Annotated in this window: 18 protein-coding genes; 10 read left to right on the top strand and 8 right to left on the bottom strand. The window is 74.1% G+C overall.

Annotated elements, in window-relative coordinates; genetic code table 11:
- Positions 1-935 (bottom strand): maltotransferase domain-containing protein (locus AB0K34_RS40315; protein WP_364553981.1); only part of this gene is annotated, 935 nt, incomplete at its 3' end.
- 317 nt (positions 936-1,252) lie between these two features.
- Between AB0K34_RS40315 and glgP the strand changes: the two genes are divergently transcribed.
- On the top strand, positions 1,253-3,850 hold the full coding sequence (glgP, locus tag AB0K34_RS40310; protein WP_364553980.1) for an alpha-glucan family phosphorylase: 2,598 nt from the start codon (positions 1,253-1,255) through the stop codon (positions 3,848-3,850).
- 25 nt (positions 3,851-3,875) lie between these two features.
- Here glgP and AB0K34_RS40305 read toward each other — a convergent pair whose 3' ends face one another.
- Genes AB0K34_RS40305 through AB0K34_RS40290 form a run of 4 tightly spaced genes read right to left on the bottom strand, consistent with a single transcriptional unit; the run spans position 3,876 to position 6,481 of the window.
- Positions 3,876-4,463, bottom strand: coding sequence for a hypothetical protein (locus tag AB0K34_RS40305; RefSeq protein WP_364553979.1), 588 nt, complete (start codon positions 4,461-4,463; stop codon positions 3,876-3,878).
- Positions 4,460-4,729, bottom strand: a complete 270-nt coding sequence (locus AB0K34_RS40300) for a helix-turn-helix transcriptional regulator (protein ID WP_171069486.1) — start codon at positions 4,727-4,729, stop codon at positions 4,460-4,462. The genes AB0K34_RS40305 and AB0K34_RS40300 overlap by 4 nt, the downstream gene beginning before the upstream one ends.
- 34 nt (positions 4,730-4,763) lie before the next feature.
- Positions 4,764-5,627, bottom strand: a complete 864-nt coding sequence (locus AB0K34_RS40295; protein WP_364553977.1) for an ABC transporter permease — start codon at positions 5,625-5,627, stop codon at positions 4,764-4,766.
- Positions 5,627-6,481 (bottom strand): ABC transporter ATP-binding protein, encoded by an 855-nt coding sequence (locus AB0K34_RS40290; RefSeq protein WP_364553975.1) that lies wholly within the window; start codon positions 6,479-6,481, stop codon positions 5,627-5,629. The genes AB0K34_RS40295 and AB0K34_RS40290 overlap by 1 nt, the downstream gene beginning before the upstream one ends.
- 120 nt (positions 6,482-6,601) lie before the next feature.
- On the opposite strand from AB0K34_RS40290, the gene AB0K34_RS40285 reads away from it, so the two are divergent.
- A complete protein-coding gene (locus tag AB0K34_RS40285; RefSeq protein ID WP_364553973.1) occupies positions 6,602-7,771 on the top strand; it encodes a sensor histidine kinase in 1,170 nt (389 codons plus the stop codon).
- Positions 7,772-7,814: 43 nt separating this feature from the next.
- The gene (locus AB0K34_RS40280; RefSeq protein ID WP_364553971.1) at positions 7,815-8,684 is read left to right on the top strand and encodes an alpha/beta hydrolase; all 870 of its coding nucleotides are present in this window, start codon (positions 7,815-7,817) and stop codon (positions 8,682-8,684) included.
- Positions 8,685-8,842: 158 nt separating this feature from the next.
- Here AB0K34_RS40280 and AB0K34_RS40275 read toward each other — a convergent pair whose 3' ends face one another.
- Both AB0K34_RS40275 and AB0K34_RS40270 read right to left on the bottom strand, forming a co-directional pair.
- Entirely contained in the window at positions 8,843-9,652 is an 810-nt protein-coding gene (locus tag AB0K34_RS40275) for an SWIM zinc finger family protein (RefSeq protein ID WP_301175888.1), read from the bottom strand.
- Positions 9,652-12,675: a DEAD/DEAH box helicase gene (locus tag AB0K34_RS40270; protein ID WP_364553968.1), complete on the bottom strand. Its 3,024-nt coding sequence runs from the start codon at positions 12,673-12,675 to the stop codon at positions 9,652-9,654. Before AB0K34_RS40270 ends, AB0K34_RS40275 begins: the two co-directional genes overlap by 1 nt.
- A gap of 109 nt (positions 12,676-12,784) precedes the next feature.
- On the opposite strand from AB0K34_RS40270, the gene AB0K34_RS40265 reads away from it, so the two are divergent.
- The gene (locus AB0K34_RS40265; protein WP_364553966.1) at positions 12,785-13,567 is read left to right on the top strand and encodes an enoyl-CoA hydratase-related protein; all 783 of its coding nucleotides are present in this window, start codon (positions 12,785-12,787) and stop codon (positions 13,565-13,567) included.
- On the opposite strand, the gene AB0K34_RS40260 is transcribed toward AB0K34_RS40265, so the two are convergent.
- The gene (locus AB0K34_RS40260) at positions 13,554-13,919 is read right to left on the bottom strand and encodes a helix-turn-helix domain-containing protein (protein WP_364553964.1); all 366 of its coding nucleotides are present in this window, start codon (positions 13,917-13,919) and stop codon (positions 13,554-13,556) included. The two genes, AB0K34_RS40265 and AB0K34_RS40260, sit on opposite strands and share 14 nt — an antisense overlap.
- An 82-nt stretch (positions 13,920-14,001) precedes the next feature.
- On the opposite strand from AB0K34_RS40260, the gene AB0K34_RS40255 reads away from it, so the two are divergent.
- The 6 genes from AB0K34_RS40255 (at position 14,002) to AB0K34_RS40230 (ending at position 20,406) form a co-directional block, all read left to right on the top strand.
- The gene (locus AB0K34_RS40255; RefSeq protein WP_138640166.1) at positions 14,002-14,667 is read left to right on the top strand and encodes an NAD(P)-binding domain-containing protein; all 666 of its coding nucleotides are present in this window, start codon (positions 14,002-14,004) and stop codon (positions 14,665-14,667) included.
- 65 nt (positions 14,668-14,732) lie between these two features.
- Positions 14,733-15,500 carry an SDR family oxidoreductase gene (locus AB0K34_RS40250; protein ID WP_138640167.1) on the top strand — a complete coding sequence of 256 codons (768 nt, stop codon included), beginning with the start codon at positions 14,733-14,735 and terminating at the stop codon, positions 15,498-15,500.
- A gap of 197 nt (positions 15,501-15,697) precedes the next feature.
- Positions 15,698-16,648: an acyl-ACP desaturase gene (locus AB0K34_RS40245; protein ID WP_138640168.1), complete on the top strand. Its 951-nt coding sequence runs from the start codon at positions 15,698-15,700 to the stop codon at positions 16,646-16,648.
- Between the two features lie 77 nt (positions 16,649-16,725).
- On the top strand, positions 16,726-17,607 hold the full coding sequence (locus AB0K34_RS40240) for a serine/threonine-protein kinase (RefSeq protein ID WP_138640169.1): 882 nt from the start codon (positions 16,726-16,728) through the stop codon (positions 17,605-17,607).
- Positions 17,608-17,658: 51 nt separating this feature from the next.
- A complete protein-coding gene (locus AB0K34_RS40235) occupies positions 17,659-19,635 on the top strand; it encodes a serine/threonine-protein kinase (protein WP_364553960.1) in 1,977 nt (658 codons plus the stop codon).
- Positions 19,636-19,716: 81 nt separating this feature from the next.
- Positions 19,717-20,406 carry a hypothetical protein gene (locus AB0K34_RS40230; protein ID WP_364553958.1) on the top strand — a complete coding sequence of 230 codons (690 nt, stop codon included), beginning with the start codon at positions 19,717-19,719 and terminating at the stop codon, positions 20,404-20,406.
- Positions 20,407-20,423 lie beyond the last annotated feature (17 nt).

The following is a 20,423-nucleotide window of genomic DNA, read 5'->3' as shown; positions in this document are numbered from 1 at the left end:
CAGGGGTGGTCGGGGGAGCACTGCAAGGCCAGGTCGAGGGCGATTTCGAGGCCGTGGTCGCCGGCGTAGGCGACGAAGGCGTCGAAGTCGGCCAGGGTTCCGAGGTCGGGGTGGATGGCGTCGTGGCCGCCGTCGGGTGATCCGATCGCCCAGGGGGAGCCGGGGTCGTAGGGGCCGGCGTCCAGGGTGTTGTTGGGGCCTTTGCGGAACGTGGTCCCGATCGGGTGGATGGGTGGCAGGTAGACGACGTCGAAGCCCATGTCGGCGATCGCGGGGAGCCGTTTCATCGCGGTGCGGAACGTCCCCGAAGTGGGGCCGCGGCGTCCCATCGGGTCGAAGGTGGCTCCTTCGGAGCGGGGGAAGAACTCGTACCAGGCGCCGTAGAGGGCGCGTTGGCGGTGCACGACCAGGGGGTACCAGTCCGACACCGTCAACAGATCCCGCAGCGGATGCTGCTCCACCGCGGCGGCGACGTCCGGGTCGGCGGCCGCCTCCATCCGGTCGGTGACCGGGATGGTCTCGTCTCCGAGGCACTTCGCCAGCCGGTCCAGGGTCGGGCGGTCCTTGCTCGGGACGGCCTCGGCCGCGCGCTCGAACAACTGGGCGCCCTCGGTGAGCATGAGCTCGACGTCCTGGCCGCGGGGCACCTTGATCTGCGCGTCGTGCCACCAGTGCGCGATCGGGTCGCCCCACGCCTCCACCCGGAACGACCACGACCCCAGCTCCGTCGGCGTCACCAGCGCCGACCACCGGTCCAGCCCCGCACCGACCTCGGCCATCCGCTCACCGGGCAGCTCCTCGCCGTCCGGCGTGCGCAGCACCACCGCCGCGCCCAGCCGCTCGTGCCCCTCGCGGAACACCGTCGCCGACACCTCGACCGTCTCGCCGACCACGGCCTTCGCCGGCCACCGGCCGCACCCCACCACCGGCGACACGTCCAGAATCGGAATGCGACCAAGCCTCGGAATTCCGGCCATATGGGATGTTCCGGACTCCACGTGCATGTCTCCCCCCTACCCGAGCGGGACTTCCGAAACGTCCCATGCCCGCGACGCCGGACCTACCGCCGAGTAGTTTGGGATAACTTTAAGTGCCTCTCCAATCCCGCTAAGTGACCGCCGGGACGGCCGGAAGTCCCAGCGCAGCCGGGGGTTTTCGCGGCTCGGACGGGTATGGGGCGACCGATGCGCGCGGCGGCGGCCCGCACCTCGCCGTCGCGCCGAGCCGATCCCAGCGCTTAGCGTGGTGTTGTGTGAAGGCAATCCGACGTTTCACGGTCCGCACCGTCCTTCCCGAGCCGCTCCGGCAGCTCGAGGAACTGGTCCTCAACCTGCGCTGGTCCTGGCACCACGAGACGCTCGACCTGTTCCGCGCCGTGCACCCCGCGCTCTGGAAGGCCGTCCACCACGACCCGGTCCGCCTGCTCGGCGAGGTCGCCCCGGAGCGGCTGGAACGCCTCGCCGAGGACCGGCGGTTCCTGCGCCGCCTCCAGGACACCGCCGAGGACCTGCGCGAGTACCTGACCGCGCCCCGCTGGTACCAGGCCCGTGGCGACGCCGGGCCCTCCTGCATCGCCTACTTCTCGCCCGAGTACGGCATCACCGCCGCGCTGCCGCAGTACTCCGGCGGCCTCGGCATCCTCGCCGGCGACCACCTGAAGACGGCGAGCGACCTCGGCGTCCCCATCCTCGGGGTCGGGCTGCTGTACCGGCACGGCTACTTCTCCCAGTCGCTGTCCCCGGACGGCTGGCAACTGGAGCGCTACCCGCCGATCGACCCCAACGGGCTCCCGCTGACCCTCCTCCGCGAGAGCGACGGGACGCCGGTGCACGTGACCATCGGCCTCCCCAAGGGCCACGCCCTGCGCGCGCAGGTGTGGGTCGCCCACGTCGGGCGCGTCCCGCAGCTGCTCCTGGACTCCGACGTCGAGGACAACGACCAGGCCGCCCGCGACGTCACCGACCGGCTGTACGGCGGCGGCGGCGACCACCGGCTGCTGCAGGAGATGCTGCTCGGCATCGGCGGCGTCCGCGCGATCCGCGCGTACTGCCGCATCACCGGCCACCCCGCGCCCGAGGTGTTCCACACCAACGAGGGCCACGCCGGGTTCCTCGGCCTGGAGCGCATCCGCGAGCTGGCGTCGGAGGAGGGGCTGACGTTCGACGAGGCCCTGGAGGCGACGCGCGCGGGCACCGTCTTCACCACGCACACGCCCGTCCCCGCCGGCATCGACCGGTTCCCCCGCGAGCTGATCAGCCGCTACTTCGGCGGCGCGACCGAGGAGCGGCAGGTCCCCGTCGACCGGATCCTCGCGCTCGGCAGCGAGGACTACCCCGGCGGCGACCGCACCGTGTTCAACATGGCCGTGATGGGCATGCGGCTCGCGCAGCGCGTCAACGGCGTCAGCGAGCTGCACGGCCGCGTCAGCCGGGAGATGTTCGGCGGCCTGTGGGGCGGGTTCGACCTCGCCGAGGTCCCCGTCGGGTCCATCACCAACGGGGTGCACGCCGGGACGTGGGTGGCGCGCGAGGTGCTGGAGTTCACCGCCCGCGAGCTGCCGTCGGTGATGGAGAGCGGCCGCGGCTGGGAGGGCGTCCGCGCCGTCTCCGAGCCGGAGATCTGGCGGATGCGCGCCCTGCTGCGCCGCCGGCTCGTGCTGGACGCGCGGCGCCGGCTCCGCGAGTCCTGGCGGCAGCGCGGCGCCAGCGAGGCCGAGGTCTCCTGGATCGACGACGCCCTCGACCCCGACGTCCTGACGATCGGGTTCGCGCGCCGCGTCCCGTCCTACAAGCGGCTCACGCTGATGATGACCGACCCGGACCGGCTCCGCTCGATCCTGCTGGACCCGGAGCGCCCCGTGCAGATCGTCATCGCCGGGAAGGCGCACCCGGCCGACGAGGGCGGCAAGCGCCTCATCCAGCAGATCGTGCGGTTCGCCGACTCCGAGGACGTCCGGCACCGCATCGTGTTCCTGCCCGACTACGACATCGCGCTCGGGCAGCTGATGGTGCAGGGCTGCGACGTGTGGATGAACAACCCGCTGCGCCCGCTGGAGGCGAGCGGCACGTCCGGGATGAAGGCGGCGCTGAACGGCGGGCTGAACCTGTCGATCCTGGACGGCTGGTGGGACGAGTGGTACGACGGGCAGAACGGCTGGGCGATCCCGTCCGCCGACGGCCTGTCCGCCCCCGACCGGCGCGACGAGCTGGAGGCCGCCGCGCTGTACGAGCTGATCGAGGACCACGTCGCCGTCACGTTCTACGACCGGGACGGCGCCGGGCTGCCGCGCCGGTGGCTGGAGATGGTCAAGCACACCATCGCCACGCTCGGCCCGAAGGTCCTCGCGACCCGGATGCTGCGCGAGTACGTCGAGGACCTCTACGCCCCGGCCGCCGCGTCCGAGCGGGCGATGGTCGCCGGCGACCACGCGGGGGCGCGGGAGCTCGCCGCGTGGAAGCAGCGGGTCCGCAAGGCGTGGCCGGGCGTCGCCGTCGAGCACGTCGAGTCCAACGGGGCGGAGAGCCCGCAGGTCGGCGCGCGGCTCGCGGTGCGGGTCGTGGTGGACCTCGGCGGCCTCGACCCGGACGACGTCGCCGTGGAGGTCGCCTACGGCCGGGTCGACGACGCCGACACGCTCGTCGAGCCGTCCTACCTGGAGCTGGCGGAGGCCGGTCCGGCGGAGAGCGGGCGGCGCCGCTACGCCGGCGAGGTCCCGCTCGGGCGCAGCGGCGCGTTCGGCTACAGCGTCCGGGTGGTGCCGAGCCACCCGCTGCTGTCGGGACGGGCGGAACTGGGCCTCGTCGCCCTCCCGCCCGCCCCGCAGGGCATGACGAACGGAGACCTGCGCTGAGCGCCGGCGCTGTCGGCGATCTGCGCTAGGCGCCGTCTTCGTCCGGGTACTCGTCCTCGTCGTCGTCCGGTGGATCGGCCGTCTGCCAGGTGGCGACGACGAGGGGGAGGAGCACGTGCGTCGCCAGCATGGCGAACAGGATCAGGAACAGCGCCGCGCCGGGGATCTGCGACTCGCGCCCCTCGGTGTCGACGGCGCTCGTGATGATCAGCACGGCGGCCAGCACGAACGTGGTCGCGCGGTGCGCGGTCGCGTACGCGCGGAGCCGCGCGAGGAGCTGCCGCTCGTCGAGTTCGTGCTCGCGCTTGGACGTGAGGCCCCGGGTCACCGCCATCAGCTGGCCCGCGAGCGGGAACCCGACCACGATCAGGATCCCGAGGATCACGAAGTTCGCGATTATGGCGGTGTCGCTCGGCGCCAGCACCCACGACACGGCGGCGTCCACCCAGAACAGGCCGAGCGTGACCGCGCCCGCCCCCGCCAGGATCCGGCGGGGCCGCTGCCGCGCGTAGCGGGCGGGCAGCCGGCTCTCCAGTTGCTCGTCTAGGGCTGCGAGGCGGGCCGCGCGCTTGTGCCGGGACCGCTCCAGCCACCCGGTGGAGCGCTTGGTCATGACGTGCCTCCGATTCGCGGGAAGGGTTTCAGGGAGAAGACGACCTCGACCGGCACCTCGAAGTACTCGGCGATGCGCAGGGCCAGGTGCAGGCTGGGGCTGTACTCGCCCCGCTCCAGGTAGCCGACCGTCTGGTAGTGGACGCCCAGCGCGGCGGCCAGGTCGCGGCGCGAGACGCCGCGCTCGGCCCTCAGCACCGGGATGCGGTTGTAGACGGTCTCCTTGTCGGCGGACACCGCGCCAGTCTTCCGGATCACGGCCGGCACCTCCGCACCGCGGCCGGTACCGGCGCCCGCCGGGTCACAGCGCGCCCTGGGCGGCGCGGCGCTCGCGGCGCTCGGCCAGCCGGGCGCCGGACTCGCGCCGGGTCGCGCGCAGCAGCACCCACGGCGCCAGCAGCAGCCCCGCGGCGGCCCACGCCCCGAGGACGGCGGCGGTCTCCGGCAGCCGCCACGTCCCGCCGATCTCGGCGGCCGCCATCGCGTCCGGCAGGAACACCGCCCGCAGCCCGAGCCCCTGCCAGTACAGCGGGAAGAACTGCGCGACGGTCTGCACGGCCTCCGGCAGCCGCGCCACCGGGAACATCACCCCGGAGACGACCATGAGCGCCATCACCGGCAGCGACAGGATGCTCGCGGCGTTGCGCGGGCCGGGGAGCAGCGCCCCGAGGGCCGCGCCGACCGGCACGACCGACAGCGTGCCGAGCGCGAGCACCCACGCCAGGGTCAGCCAGTCGGCGGGCGAGCCCGGCAGCCGGAGCCCGGCGACCGCCGCGCCCGCGACCAGCATCAGCAGCACGTACCCGGCGATCTGCAGCAGCACCGACACCGCGCGCCCGACCAGGTAGGCCGCGGGCCCGCCGGGCACCGTGCGCAGCCGCAGCAGCGTCCCCTCCTCGCGGTCGGCCGCGATGCCCATCGGCAGGTTCAGCAGCGCCGCGGAGAACACCGAGAACGCGATGAACCCCGCGGTCATCAGAACGGCCTGGGACTCCCCGGTGCCCTCCACGACGGTGTCGCCCTGCCAGCGGACCAGCAGCACGTACACCCCGACCGTGCCGATCAGCGTGGACGCCAGCTCCCGGCGGCTGCTCAGGAACTGGACGTGCTCCGTCCATCCGCGGCGCAGCCCGATCCTCATCGCCCGCATGCTCGGCGCGCTCATCACGCGGCCTCCTTCCGTGACACGAGATCGAGATAGCTCTGCTCCAGCGTCGGGCGCCGGATCTCCAGGCCCGGGACGGGCCCGCCGAACCGCCGGTGCAGGTCGAACGCCAGCCGGGACGGGTCGGACGTCCGCTCGGTGCGGCGCGCGCCGTCCTCCAGCCAGCGCACCTCCGACGCCGCCTGCACCACCGACGCCAGCCCGGACGGGGTGCCGCAGACGCGCACGGCGCCGTCGACGAGGATCGCGATCCGGTCGGCGAGCCGCTCCGCCTCGGCGAGGTCGTGCGTCGTGAGCAGCACGGTCATGCCCTCCTCCCGCGCGAGCCGCTCGACCAGCCCGTGGAACCCGCGGCGCGCCTCCGGGTCGAAGCCGGCGGTCGGCTCGTCCAGGAACAGCAGCTCGGGGCGGCCCACGATGCCGAGCGCGATGTCGAGCCGCCGCCGCTGGCCGCCCGACAGCCGCCCGACCAGCTGCCCGGCCTGCGCGGTGAGGCCCAGGGCCGCCAGCAGCTCGTCCGGGTCGCGCGGCCGCGGGTAGAACGCGGCGATGTGCGCGAGCAGCGCCCGCACGCGCCAGCGCGGATGGTCCTGCCAGTCCTGCAGGACGATGCCGAGCCGCGCCCGCCAGGCGTCCCCGCCCGTCCCGGGGTCGGCGCCGAGCACCGCGACCTCGCCGGACGAGCGGCGCCGGAACCCCTCCAGGATCTCGATCGTGGTCGTCTTCCCGGCGCCGTTCGGCCCGAGCAGGGCCACCACCTCGCCGGCCGCGACGTCGAGGTCGACGCCGCGCAGCACCTCGGCGCGGCCGTAGCGCATCCGCAGGTTCCGCGCCCGGACCACCGGCTCGCTCATCTGACGCGCACCCCCATACAGGAACTTGGATCATCGACCCGACTTCTACTTCCGTTGATAGTAGAAGTACTACATCCCATCGCAGTCTCGCAAGCGGACGGACCCTGGCAGGATGGACATGTGCGACTGGCGAAACCACGCGAGCGCCCCGTCCCGTGGACTCCGGGCACGCGCTCGGCGAACGCGCTCCTGGCCGGCGGCTCGTTCGCGCTCATGGCCGTGCTGACGCTCGTGTCGATCCGCACGGGCGCGTCCACGCGGATGCCCTTCTACGGCTGGGCGCTGATGGCGGTCGCCTGCGCGGCGCTGTACTTCCGCCTGAGCCACCCGGTCACGGTCGCCGTCGTCACGTTCTTCGCCTGCGGCGCCTACTACCCGCTGGTGGAACCGGACGGCCCGCTCGTGCTCACCTTCGTGCTCGCGCTCTACACGGCGGCGGCCGAAGGGCACCTCGCGGCGGCCTCCGTGCTCGCGGCGGTCTCGATCGCGGGCTCGGTGGCCGCCGACCGGCAGGACGACATCAACCACCTCGCCGACGCGGCGTCCTTCCTGCTCGCCGGCTGGTTCGTCGCCGTCGTCGCGATCGGCGGCGTCGTCCGCAACCGCCGCGCCTACCTGCGCGAGGCCGAGGAGCGCGCCCGGGTCGCCGAGCGCGGCCGGGAGGCCGAGGCCCGCCGCCGCGCCGTCGAGGAGCGGCTGCGCATCGCCCGCGAGCTGCACGACGTCCTCGGCCACAACATCTCGCTGATCAACGTGCAGGCCGCCGCCGCGCTGCACGGCCTGCGCCGCGAACCCGAGCGCGCCGAGACGGCCCTCACCGCGATCAAGAAGGCGAGCAAGGAGACGCTCCGCGAGATGCGCGCCACCCTCGGCGTCCTGCGGCAGGTCGACGAGGCCGCGCCGGTCGCGCCCGCCCCCGGCCTCGCCCGGCTGGACGAACTGACCGCCGGCATCGCCGCCGCCGGCCTGACGATCCGCACCGAGACCGAGGGCGAGCCGCGCGCCCTGCCCGCCGAGGCCGACCTCGCCGCGTACCGGATCGTCCAGGAGGCCCTCACGAACGTGACCCGGCACAGCGCCGCGTCCACCGCCGTCGTCCGCGTCGCCTACGCCGACGGGCACGTGACGGTCACCGTGGAGGACGACGGGAAGCAGCCGTCGGGCGCACCGTCCGAGGACGGCAGCGGCATCCGCGGGATGCGCGACCGCGCCGAGTCCCTCGGCGGCACCCTGGAGGCCGGCCCCGGCCCGGACGGCGGCTTCACCGTCCGCGCCCGCCTCCCGCTCTAGCCCGCGCCGATGAGTTTCCGGCGCGGCCGGAGTCACCACCGGCATGACCACTGAGCACACACTTCGCACTCCTGAAGCCGACCTCGTGTACGACGTCCACGGGCCGCTGCCGGCCGCCGGCGGGCGACCGCCGCTGCTGACGATCGGGCAGCCGATGGACGCCACCGGCTTCCGCACGCTGGCGTCGCACCTCCCCGACCGCACCGTGGTCGCCTACGACCCGCGCGGCCTCGGCCGGAGCACCCGCAAGGACGGCCGGGACGACCACGACCCCGTCACCCAGGCCGGTGACGTGCACGCCCTCATCGAGGCGCTCGGCGGGGGCCCGGTCGACATGTTCGCCAGCAGCGGCGGCGCGGTGACCGCGCTCGCCCTCGTGGCCGCGCACCCCGCCGACGTCGGCGTCCTGGTGGCGCACGAGCCGCCGCTCCTCCCGCTGCTGCCGGACGCCGCGGCCGCCGCGCGCGCCCGCGCCGCCGTCCGGGACGCGTACGAGAGCAGGGGCTGGGGCGCCGGCATGGCGGCCTTCATCGCGATGACGTCGTGGAAGGGCGAGTTCACCGACGCGTACTTCGCCCAGCCCGCGCCGGACCCCGCCATGTTCGGGATGCCCGCCGAGGACGACGGCACCCGCGGCGACCCGCTGCTGTCCGACCGGTCGTGGGCCGTCAGCGACTACCGGCCCGACGCCGCAGCGCTCAAGGCCGCGCCCGCGCGGATCGTGATCGCGGTGGGCGAGGAGTCCGACGGCATCCTGACCGGACGCACCTCCCTCGCGGCCGCCGAACTGCTCGGCCAGGACGCGACGGTGTTCCCGAGCCACCACGGCGGCTTCCTCGGCGGCGAGTTCGGCCAGGCCGGCCAGCCCGAACGCTTCGCCGAAAAACTCCGCGAAGTCCTCAACGCGCCCTAACCCCCTGTCTCCCTGCCCTGACGCCCTGTCGCCCTGACCTGACGCCCTGACGACCAGGGCCGAGCGATGCGGCGCGCATGTCTGTGACTCCCCGCCGGGCGGCGCAGTCGGTCAGGGGGCGCAGTTGGTCAGGGGGCGTGGCTTGTCAGTTGGGCTCGTCAGTCGGGGGTGTCGTCTTGGGTGGCGAGGGCCTCGTAGGCGGGGGCCAGGACGTCCGGGAGGGAGCGGCGGCGGATCTTGACCGGCGGGGGAGTGGCCACCTGGAGGACGAAGCCGGGCGGGACCGGTGGTGCGGGCGGGCGCTCGCGCAGGCGCGCCAGGCCGGACGGGGGAGTCCAGAAGCCGGCGGCCGTCAGCGGTTCGTCCTCGACGTCGAGCGGGTCGGGTTCGGCCGCGGCGCCGCGCCGCAGGCCGGCGAGGAGCCGGTCGCGGCCCCGGCCGTTCCATTGCAGGATGAGGAACGGGTCGTCGTCGAACGCCTCCGCGAGCAGGTACAGGACGGCGGCGGCGTGCTTGCACGGGTCGCCCCAGTCGGGGCAGTCGCACATGAGGTGCAGGTCGGACGCCGAGCCGGGGAAGAGCGCGAGGCCGAGCTCGGCGAACACCCACTCGATCTCCGGCGGCATCTCCCCGGCCAGCAGCCGGGCCCGGAACACCGCGCGGGACGCCAGCTCCCGCTCGACGGCCCGCCAGTCCGCCTCGTCGATCGCGTCGATGCCGAGCGCCACCTCGTAGGGCTCGGGCGCCGAGCCGTGCACCTTCGCGGTGACCTCGTACGGCTCGACGCGCAGGTCGAACACGTTGCCCTTGCGGGCGTAGGTGCGGCCGCGCTGGAGCCGGCCCTTGTCGGCGAACGACTCGACGAGGTCGATGAAGCGCCGCGACCACCACTCGGTGCCGATCGAGCCGCGCTTGTTGCGGGCCCTGATCCCCTCGACGCCCTCGATGCCCCGCGCGTCGTCGTCCATCAGTCGCTCACCGCCTCGGGGGACAGCCGCAGCACGTCGCGGAGCTCGGCGACCGACAGCTCGGTGAGCCAGTCCTCGCCGGTGCCGACGATCGACTCGGCGAGGGCCTTCTTGCGCTCGATCATCTCGTCGACGCGCTCCTCCATCGTGCCGACGCAGATGAACTTGCGGACCTGGACGTTGCGCGTCTGCCCGATGCGGAACGCGCGGTCGGTGGCCTGGTCCTCGACGGCGGGGTTCCACCAGCGGTCGACGTGCACGACGTGGTTCGCGGCGGTGAGGGTCAGGCCCGTCCCGGCGGCCTTGAGGGACAGCAGGAACACCGCCGGCTCGGGATCGTTTTGGAAGTGCTGGACGAGGTCGTCGCGGGCCTGCTTGGACGTCCCGCCGTGCAGCCACAGGACGGGGCGTTCGAGGCGCGCGGCGAGGTAGGGCTGGAGCATCGAGCCGAACTCGGCGTACTGGGTGAAGACGAGGGCCTTCTCGCCCTGCTCCATGACCTCGGCGCAGATCTCCTCCAGGCGCTGCAGCTTGCCGGAGCGGCCGGGGAGGCGCGAGCCGTCCTTGAGGAGCTGCGCCGGATGGTTGCAGACCTGCTTGAGCTTCGCCATCGTCGCGAGGACGAGCCCTCGCCGCTGCTTCTCGTCGGCCTCGGCGATCTGCTGGAGCATGTCGTCGACGGTCGCCCGGTACAGGGACGCCTGCTCGGTGGTGAGGTTGCAGTAGACCTTGATCTCCTGCTTCTCCGGCAGGTCGGAGATGATCGCCTTGTCGGTCTTGAGGCGGCGCAGGATGAACGGCTGGGTGGCCCGCTTCAGCGCGAGCGCCGCCTGCTCGTCGCCCTCCCGCTCGATCGGGATCGCGAACCGCCGCCGGAACTCCGCGCGCGGCCCGAGCAGCCCCGGGTTCGCGAACTCCATGATCGACCACAGCTCGGTCAGATGGTTCTCGACCGGGGTGCCGGTGAGCGCGATCCGGGTGCGCGCCGGGATGCTCCGCACGGCCCGCGCCTGCCGCGTCGCGCTGTTCTTGAGCGCCTGCGCCTCGTCGCAGATCACCCGCTCCCAGCCGATCGCCGCGAGCGCCTCGGCGTCCCGCGCGGCCGTCCCGTAGGTGGTCAGCACCAGGTCGGCGCCCGCGACGGCCTCGGCCAGCTCGTCGCCGCGGTGCCGCCCCGTCCCGTGGTGGACGTGGACGCGCAGCTTGGGGGTGAACCGCGCCGCCTCCCGCTGCCAGTTCCCCACCAGCGACATCGGCAGGATCGCGAGCGTCGGCCCCGGGCGGGCGCCGCCCTCCCGCTCGTGGACGAGCAGCGACAGCACGGAGATCGTCTTACCGAGCCCCATGTCGTCGGCGAGCAGGGCGCCCAGCCCCAGGTCGTTCATGAAGGTCAGCCAGGCGAGGCCCCGCTCCTGGTAGGGGCGGAGCTCGGCGTCCAGCTCGTCCGGGGTGCGCATGGGGGTGAGGCGGCGGTCGGCCTCGCCGGAGAGCAGGTCGCCGAGGGGGCCGCCCGCGTCGACCTCGGTGAGCGGCAGCGCGTCGTCGCCCGCGTGGACGATCGCGCGGATCGCCTCGGCGGCGGTCATCCGGCCCCGGCGCGGGTGGCGCAGGAAGTCGAGGGCCGCTTCGAGCTGCCGCTCGTCCAGCTCCACCCACTGGCCGCGCAGGCGGACGAGCGGGGTCTTCAGGCGGGCCAGCTCCTCCAGCTCGGCCTCGTCGATGCTCTCGTCGCCGATGGCGAGGTCCCAGCGGAAGCCGACCATGGCCTTCAGGTCGAAGCCGGAGGGCGCCGCCGCCCCGGCGGAGGCCTCCGGGTCCTCGGTGCGGGTGGTCAGCTTCATGCCGAGCTTCGCCTTGCCCGCCCACTGGGGGAGCAGGACGCCGAAACCGGCGGCGGCGAGCATCGGGGCCGCCTGGCGCAGGAAGCGGAACGCGCCCGCGGTGTCGAGGACGAGCTCGGCCGGCGCGGGGCCGTTCAGCGCGGGGGCCATGTCGGGGAACAGGCGCAGCGCCCGGCCGAGGCCGCCGAGGAGGGTCTCCTCCGCGTCCGGGATCGAGGTGGCCTCGCCGTCCCAGACGAGCGCGGCCGGGACGTAGAGGCTGGGGTCGTCGGTGCCCTGCAGCGCGAACTCGACCCGCCAGGAATCGGAGTCGGGCTTCTCGCGGTCGGCGGCCTCGCCGAACTCCTGCTTCTCCCCGAACTCCGCCGCGCCGGGCTCGGCGAGGCGGAAGCAGACGCGCAGCGGGCCGGACGGGCGGCGCGCGGCGGCGGCCCACGCGTCCAGCTCGGCGATCAGGTCGGCGGGGTCGTCGCGCGGTTCGCGGGCGACGGCGGCGGACGGCCCGGTCAGCGCCATCACCCAGCGCTCGGCGAGCGGCAGCCGGTCGGGCTCCTTGCGCCGCGACACCAGCAGCGGATGCGGCACCACTCCCCGGACGGCCGTGTCGACCAGCCCGGACAGCGCCTCCCGCAGCACCTCGGCGGCGGGGCGCCCGCCGTCGGCCGCGCGGCACGCGGCGGGCATGGCGCGCACGAGGTCGCGGAAGCGGGCCGGGTCGTCGATCACCGGGCGCCACCGCGCCACGAGGTCGCCGTCCTCGCGCAGCAGGGCGGGCAGCACGTGGCCGCGCCCGGCGAGGTGGACGGCCTCGTCCGCGAGCAGGCACAGGAACCGCAGGTCGGTGCCGGGGACGACGTCGCCGCTGTGCTCGGCCGCCTGGAGCAGCGCCATCGCGGGGAACGGTTCGAGGACCAGCGCGGGCACCCGCCACGGCCGCAGCTCCGGCTCGTCCCGCACCGGCTCGGGGCCGAGCTCCACCGAGGGCAGCGGATGGTCGCCGTGCGTCGGCAGCGTCATCGCCAGCTCGACGCGGAATCCGGTGCGGACGAGCGGCTCGTACGACGTCCCGGTGAAATCGCAGGTCGCGAAGGGATGGACGTCCGGTGACGGCTCGTACGGGCCGGTGCGCTCGGCCCACAGGCAGAGCGCACCGCCATGCCAGGTGGCGTGGGCGACGAGCATGGTCACCGAAGCTACCAGCAGCCTCTGACAGCACGACCCGTCACAACCGCCGCACCCGCCGCTGACTAGGCTCGGGGACGTTCACCGCCGGATGCACAGGAGGGTCGCCGTGGGCGAGTTCGTACGGGTCGTGGTCGAGGACGGGGTCGCGACGATCAGGCTGGACCGTCCCAAGATGAACGCCCTGAACGCCCAGATGCAGCGGGAGCTGATCGACGCGGCGCGCCAGGTGTCCGAGGACGCCGAGGTCGGCGCGGTCGTGCTGTACGGCGGGGAGAAGGTGTTCGCGGCCGGGGCGGACATCAAGGAGATGGCGCCCATGTCGTACGCGGAGATGTCGGGCGCGCCGTCCCGCCTCCTGCAGGACTTCACCAGGGAGCTGGCCGCGATCCCGAAGCCGGTCATCGCCGCGATCACCGGTTACGCGCTCGGCGGCGGGCTGGAGGTGGCGCTGACCGCCGACTTCCGCGTCGCGGGCGAGGGCGCCAAGGTCGGGCAGCCGGAGATCCAGCTCGGCATCATCCCCGGCGCGGGCGGCACGCAGCGGCTGTCCCGGCTGATCGGCCCGTCCCGCGCCAAGGACCTGATCTTCTCCGGACGGCACGTCAAGGCGGACGAGGCGCTCGCCCTCGGCCTCGTCGACCGGGTCGTCCCGGACGCCGACGTCTACACCGCCGCGAAGGAGTGGGCGGCGACGTTCGCCGGCGGCCCGGCGATCGCGCTGCGCGCCGCCAAGCAGGCCATCGACCGGGGCCTGGAGGTCGACCTCGACACCGGCCTGGAGATCGAGCGGACGCAGTTCGCCGCCCTGTTCGCCACCGACGACCAGGCGAACGGCATGAAGAGCTTCATGGAGGAAGGCCCGGGCAAGGCGAAGTTCACCGGCCGCTGAGCGTGCGCTCCTGCGCGTCCAGCACCTCGTCGGCGTAGCGCTCGGTCCACCGGCCCAGGGCGGACAAGGGCTCGATCAGCCCCCGCCCAGGGCCGGTCAGCTCGTACTCCACACGCGGTGGTGCCTCGGCGTAGCGGCGCCGCACCACCAGGCCGTTCTGCTCCAGGCGCCGCAGCGTCTCGGTCAGGACCTTCTGGCTGATGCCGCCGATGCGCTCCCGCAGCTCGCCCGGACGGCGGGGGCCGTCGCGCAGCGACCAGAGCACCACGCCGGTCCAGGTCCCCGACAGCAGGTCGAGGCCGAGCCGCGTGCGGCAGTCGGCGATGAATTCGTCCATGGTCTCGTCGGCCATCCTGCCCCTCCCGATACGCACCAGATGGTGCCGAACGGACCGCTTAGCGTCCCGTCCGACGGTAATCGAGCGGGAGGTCATCATGCGGATCGGAGTGCTGGGCGCCGGGGACATGGCGGACGCGCTGGCGACGCAGTGGGCGCGTAAGGGGCATGAGGTGCGGATCGGGGCGCGCACGCCCGCGAAGGCGGTGGCGCTGGCGGAGCGGATCGGGAACGGCGCGGCCGGCGGCACCCTGCGGGAGGCGGCGGTGGACGCGGACGCGGTGCTGCTCGCCGTGTGGCACGAGGGCGTCCCCGACGTCCTGCGCGCGGCGGGCCCGCTGGACGGGCGGGTGCTGATCGACTGCACGAACCCGATGGAGCCGCCGTTCGAGCGGCTCAAGACGGCGGGCGGCCCCTCGGCGGCGCGGCGCGTCGCGGACGCCACCGGCGCGCGTGTCGTCAAGGCGTTCAATCTGTGCCACGAGAGCGTGTGGCGGATGGAGCCCCCGGAGTTCGGCGGGCGGCCGCTCGGCGTGCCGCTGTGCGGGGACGACGCGGAGGCGCTCGCCGCGGTCAGGACGCTCGTCGCGGATCTCGGCTGCGTCCCGATGGACGGCGGGAGCCTGGAGCGGGCCGGGCTGCTGGAGGCGGCGGCCGCGTTCGTGGTCGGGCTGTGGGTCGCGGGCGAGGACCCGTCCGCGATGCTGCCGCCGCCCGCGTTCGCCGGCGGCGACCCGCGGCGCACGTCGGTAAGTGAGGGTTAACCGTTACTTCTGTTTTCGAGTGTGCTGCCGGGGTCATTGCGGTTCCGTCGATAGCATCTGCCGCCATGCGACACGCGTACCGAACCGCGCTCGTGACGGGCGCGTCCAGCGGCATCGGGGAGAGCTTCGCGCGGCTGCTGGCCGGCCGCGGCGCCGACCTGGTGATCGTGGCGCGCCGCGCCGAGCTGCTGGACGGGCTGGCCCGCGAGCTGGTCGAGCGGTACCGGGTCGCGGTGGAGGTGGTGGCCGCCGACCTCACCGACCCCGCGCAGCGCGCCGAGGTCGAGGGGAGGCTGCGCGCCGACCCGGTCGAGCTGCTGGTGAACAACGCGGGGTACGGCGCTTTTGGAGCGTTCGCGGAGCTGCCGCTGGACGACCATCTGGCGCAGATCGAGCTGAACGTCACCGCGCTCGTCCGGCTCACGCACGCCGCGCTGCCGGGGATGGTCGAGCGCGGCCGGGGCGGGGTGCTGAACGTCGCCTCGATGTCGGGGTTCGCGCCGTCGCCCGGCAGCGCCACCTACGGGGCCTCCAAGGCGTACGTGGCGTCGTTCTCCGAGAGCCTGCACGCGGAGGTGTCGGGCAAGGGCGTGCACGTGACCGCGCTGTGCCCCGGCTTCACCCGCACCGAGGACGACGTCCCCGCCAACCTGCTGTGGCTGCGCCGGGACGACGTGGCGCGCGCGGGCCTGGACGCGGTGGCCGCCGGGCGCGCGCTGTGCGTCCCCGGCATGCAGTACAAGGCGGCCATGCCGGCGCTGAAGCTCGTGCCAAGACCGCTGCTCAGGGCGGCCGTGAACCGCATGTGGCAGCAGGCCGCCGACACGCGCTGACGCCGCGCCGCTTTGCTCAGGTCTACAAAACTTCCCGTGGGTTGATTGTGGCGGTGCTGACTTGACGGGGGTCACGGCCAATGGCGACGATCGAACCTACGCTTGAGTAGGTTGTGTACGGCCTGCTGGGCGCACCGATCGAGCCGCGGACGCGGCCCGCGTCCGGCAAGTCCACCTCGTCCCAGCGAAGGAACCGCATGTCCGTGACCCCCGCAGAGAAGTTCCAGACCGGCATCCTGCACGACCTCGAGCCGGTGGTCGAGAAGGAACTGAACCGGCACCTCTCGATGGCCAAGGAATGGTTCCCGCACCAGTACGTCCCGTGGGGCCAGGGCCGCGACTACGACGGGCCGCTCGACGGCGAGCCCTGGTCGCTGGAGCAGTCGAAGCTGAGCGTCGAGGCGCGCGAGTCGCTCATCGTCAACCTGCTCACCGAGGACAACCTCCCCGGCTACCACCGCGCCATCGCCACCGTCTACGGCCGCGAGGGCGCCTGGGGCACCTGGGTCAACCGCTGGACGGCCGAGGAGAACCGGCACGGCATCGTCCTGCGCGACTACCTCACCGTGACCCGCGCGGTCGACCCGGTCGCGCTGGAGCGCGCCCGCATGCACCACATGGAGGCCGGCTACGAGGCCGACCACGGCGACTCGTTCCTGCACGGCTCGGCGTACGTGTCGTTCCAGGAGCTGGCCACCCGCGTGTCGCACCGCAACACCGGCAAGGCGTCCGGGGACCCCATCTGCGAGCAGATGATGGCCCGCATCGCCGCGGACGAGAACCTCCACATGATCTTCTACCGGAACCTGATGGCCGCCGCGCTGGAGGCCGCCCCGAACGAGACGATGCGGGCGATCACCGACGTGGTGAAGGGCTTCCAGATGCCCGGCCACAGCATCGACGGCTTCCTCCGCAAGTCCGTGATCATCGCCAACGCCGGCATCTACGACCTGCGGCTGCACCACGACGACGTGCTCGTCCCCGTGCTGCGCAAGTGGGGCGTGTTCGACCGCACCGACCTGTCCGGCGACGGCGAGAAGGCCCGCGAGGAGCTGGGCGAGTTCCTGGAGCAGCTCGACGCCGCCGCCGTCAAGTTCGAGACCCGCCGCGAGGAGCGCCGCGCCCGCCAGGCCGCCCGCAAGGGCTGAGCCCCGGCCCGGGTTCCGACCGCGTTCCGACCGGGTCCCGCGGGAACGCGGCCCCCGTTCCCGGCGTCAAAGCATGCATGGGGACGCATCGGCGACTGGGCGGGTATCGGTTGCTGGGCGAGATCGGCCGGGGGAGCACGGCCGTGGTGTACCTCGCCATGGACTCCGAGGGCCGCGAGGTCGCGGTCAAGGAGCTGATACCCGAACTGACGGGGGTACAGGAGGCGATCGACCGGCTGGCACGGGAGATGCGGGCGCAGGCGCGGGTGCGCAGCGCCCACGTCGCCCGCCTGCTGGACGGGGCGATCACCGCGGAGCGGCCGCACGTGGTCATGGAGTACGTGCCGGGCTGCCCGCTGAACGACCTGATCGCGGCGTACGGGCCGCTGCGCGGCGACCGGCTCGCCCGGTTCGCGCGCCGGCTGGCGCTCGCGCTCGGCGACGTCCACGACGCGGGCGTGCTGCACCGCGACGTATCGCCGGGCAACGTCATCGTGCTGGGCGACCGGCCCACGCTGATCGACTTCGGGATCGCGCACGAGGCCGGCGCCGAGCAGCTCACCAAGCGCGGGATGGTCGTGGGGACGCCCGCCTACCTGGCCCCGGAGCTGATCGAGGGGGAGCGCGCCACCACCGCGTCGGACGTGTTCTCCTGGGCGGCGACCGTCGCGTACGCGGCGACGGGCCGCCCGCCGTTCGGGCGCGGCTCGCTGCACGGGGTGTGCTTCCGGATCCTGCGCGGCCAGGCCGACCTGGACGGCGTCCCCGCCCCGGTGGCCGGGCTGCTGCGGGCGGCGCTGCGGCGCGATCCGTCCCGGCGCCCGTCCGCGCGCTGGTTCGCGGGCGCGCTCGCGGGGGAACCCGCCGGAAAGCCCGGCAGAGGGCCCGGCAGGGGGCCCGCCGGGCACCGCTCCCGGCGGGGCGGGCCGGTGACCGCCCGTGACGGGGTGGCCGCGTGACGTCGTCGGAAGCCGCCCGTCCGCGGCGTCGAGGGTAGGGTTTCGGAAACGATGAAGGGAGCCGTCACGTCCGGGGACCGAATCGGCCACTACAGCGTCCTGCAGACCCTCGGGGAAGGGGGCATGGGCGTCGTCTACCTCGGCGCCGACGCCGAGGGGCGCAACGTGGCCATCAAGGTGCTGCGGCCCGCGGTCGCGGGCGACGCCACGGCGCGCCGCCGGCTGGCCCGCGAGGTCGACTCGATGCGCAGGGTGCACAGCCCGCACGTCGCGGAGATCCTCGACGCCGACGTGACCGCCGACCAGCCCTACATCGTGACCCAGTACGTCCCCGGCCGGACGCTCGAAGAGGTCGTCGAGGACGCCGGGCCGATCTACGGGCCGGGGCTGCAGCGGCTCGGCGTCGGGCTGGCGGCGGCGCTGTCGGCGATCCACGGCGCCGGGATCGTGCACCGCGACATGAAGCCCGGCAACGTGATGCTCGTGGACGGCGAGCCCGTCGTCATCGACTTCGGCATCGCGCAGGCCGCCGACGCGACCCGGCTCACCGCGACCGGGATGGTCATCGGCACCCCCGGCTACCTCGCCCCGGAGATCATCGAGGGCGAGGACGCGGGCCCGCCGTCGGACGTGCACGCCTGGGCCGGGACCGTGGCCTACGCCGCCACCGGCCGGCCCCCCTTCGGCTCCGGCACCTTCGAGTCGATCTTCTACAAGATCATGCAGGGCACGCCCGACCTGGACGGCGTGCCGGACGCGCTGCTCCCGGTGCTGCGGTCGGCGATGGCGCGGCACCCGGCCGAGCGCCCCACCGCCGTGAAGCTGGTGCAGCTCACCCGGCGGATCCACCTCGAAGCCACCATCACCGACCAGACCCGCGTCGACCGGCACTACCCGGCTCCGGCCGTGCCGCCGGTCGCGCCGGCGGACGGCACGTCCGTGGACGAGCCGGCGCCCGACCACTCCCGGATGTTCTCGATGCCGGTGACGGGGTCGCCGCCGGACACCTCCCAGGACGTCCCGGCACCGCCGCCGCCCGCGACGACCCCGGGCGGGAACGCGCTGCCCGCGCCCGCGCCGGCGCCCGTCCCGGCGCAGCCGCGCGACTTCGTCGGCCAGCTGCCGCCCGCCGCGCCGCCGCCACCGCCGCCGGGCCCGCCGCCCGCCCAGTTCAAGGCGGGCGAGCAGTTCGGCGGGCGCGGCTACGCCCCGCCCGACCCGTACGGCCAGAGCGGCGCGTACCCGCCGTACGCGCCGCCGCCCAACCAGCCCCACCAGCCGCCGCCGAACCAGCCGCCGCCGGGCGCGCTGCAGCGCGGCGGCCCGTACGACGCGCAGACGCAGGACGCGCAGCGCCGCGTCGCCGACCAGGCCCGCGCCGACCGCGAGCGCGCCGAGCGCGCCGACCGCGACCGCCGCAAACCCTACGGCTGGTACCGGGTGCTGAGCTTCATCGTCCTGGTGGCGCTGCTCGCGTTCGCCAACATCGCGCCGCTGCTCGCCCTCGGCGTCACCATCGGCGGCGTGTTCGTGCTGCGGGCGGCCGACAAGGCCGCCAAGGGCATGGAGGGCCGGCAGACCAGGCGCGGGCCGCGCTCGGGCGACGCCGTCGCCGCCGCGTTCCGGACGCCGCTGCACCTGCCGGGCGCCCTGATGTCCACGGTGCTGTGGACGTCGCTCAGCCTGCTGGCCGGGCTCGTCATGCTCGGCGTGCTGATCTTCGCGCAGTCGGACATGACGGCGTCGAAGGCCATCGCGTACTCGTCCATGGCGGTGATCGGGCTGCTCTGCCTCGCGCCGGGCAGCGGCGCGCCCCGGCGGCAGCTCGCCCGGATCTGGGGCGCGCTCCTGCCGCGCGCCGAGGCGGCCCTCGCGGGCGCGCTCGTCCTCGGGATCTTCGCGGGGGTGCTGGCCGGGCTGTCGCAGCGGCAGCCGCCCGACACCACGCCGCTGGACGGCATGGGCCAGAGCCTGGAGGGCCTGCGGGCCGACGTCCGCGACCTCGTCTCCAACATTCCCGGCCTGTGACCTGCGGCCCGCCCCGGCGGGCTCCCGGGGACCTCAACAGACCTCGACGGACCTTGACGGGTCGGTATGGTGGCGACCCTTATGAGCGGTGAGACGAGGCGACTGGAGCACATCGGCCCGTACCGGCTGCTGTCCGGGACGGGCGGCGAGGCATCGCAAGGGGCCGCCGGGGCCGTGCACCGCGCGGCGGGGCCGGACGGCCGCGACGTCGCGATCCGGCTGCTCCCGCCCGGCGCCGCCGTCGACATCGGGCGGATGCGCGAGGTGCTCAGCCCCTACGTGGTGGACGTCCTGGACGGCGAGCCCGCCGGGCCGCGCCCCTATGTCGTGTCCCGGTTCGTCCCGGGGCGGCCGCTGGCGGAGGCGGTCGCCGAGCGCGGTCCCATGTCGGGGGACGCGCTGTGCCGCCTGGCCGCCGGGCTGGCCAAGGCCCTCGCCGCCATCCACGGGACGGGTCTCGTGCACGGGGCGCTGGAGCCGGGGACCGTGCTCGTCGTGGACGACGCGCCGGTCGTCGTCGACTTCGCCCTGACCGCCGCCACAGACCCGGCGGGCGATGTCCGCGCGTGGGCCGCGACGGTGGCGTTCGCCGCCACCGGGCGGCGCGACGCCCCGGCCGGCGCGCTGCCGGCCGCGCTGCGCCCGCTGGTCGAGGCCGCCGCGCACCCCGATCCGGGGATGCGCCCGGCGGCGCAGCCACACTCGTACGCTATTGACAAGTTGGCCCCATTCGTGATCACATTTTCGGCTGGAGCAGCCTATGCGGCGTGATGACGTCTTTCGCCGTT

Source organism: Actinomadura sp. NPDC049382 (assembly GCF_040677125.1).
Lineage (GTDB): Bacteria > Actinomycetota > Actinomycetes > Streptosporangiales > Streptosporangiaceae > Spirillospora > Spirillospora geliboluensis.
Note: the sequence above shows the minus strand (reverse complement) of the source record. Positions and strands in the feature narration are given on the sequence as shown.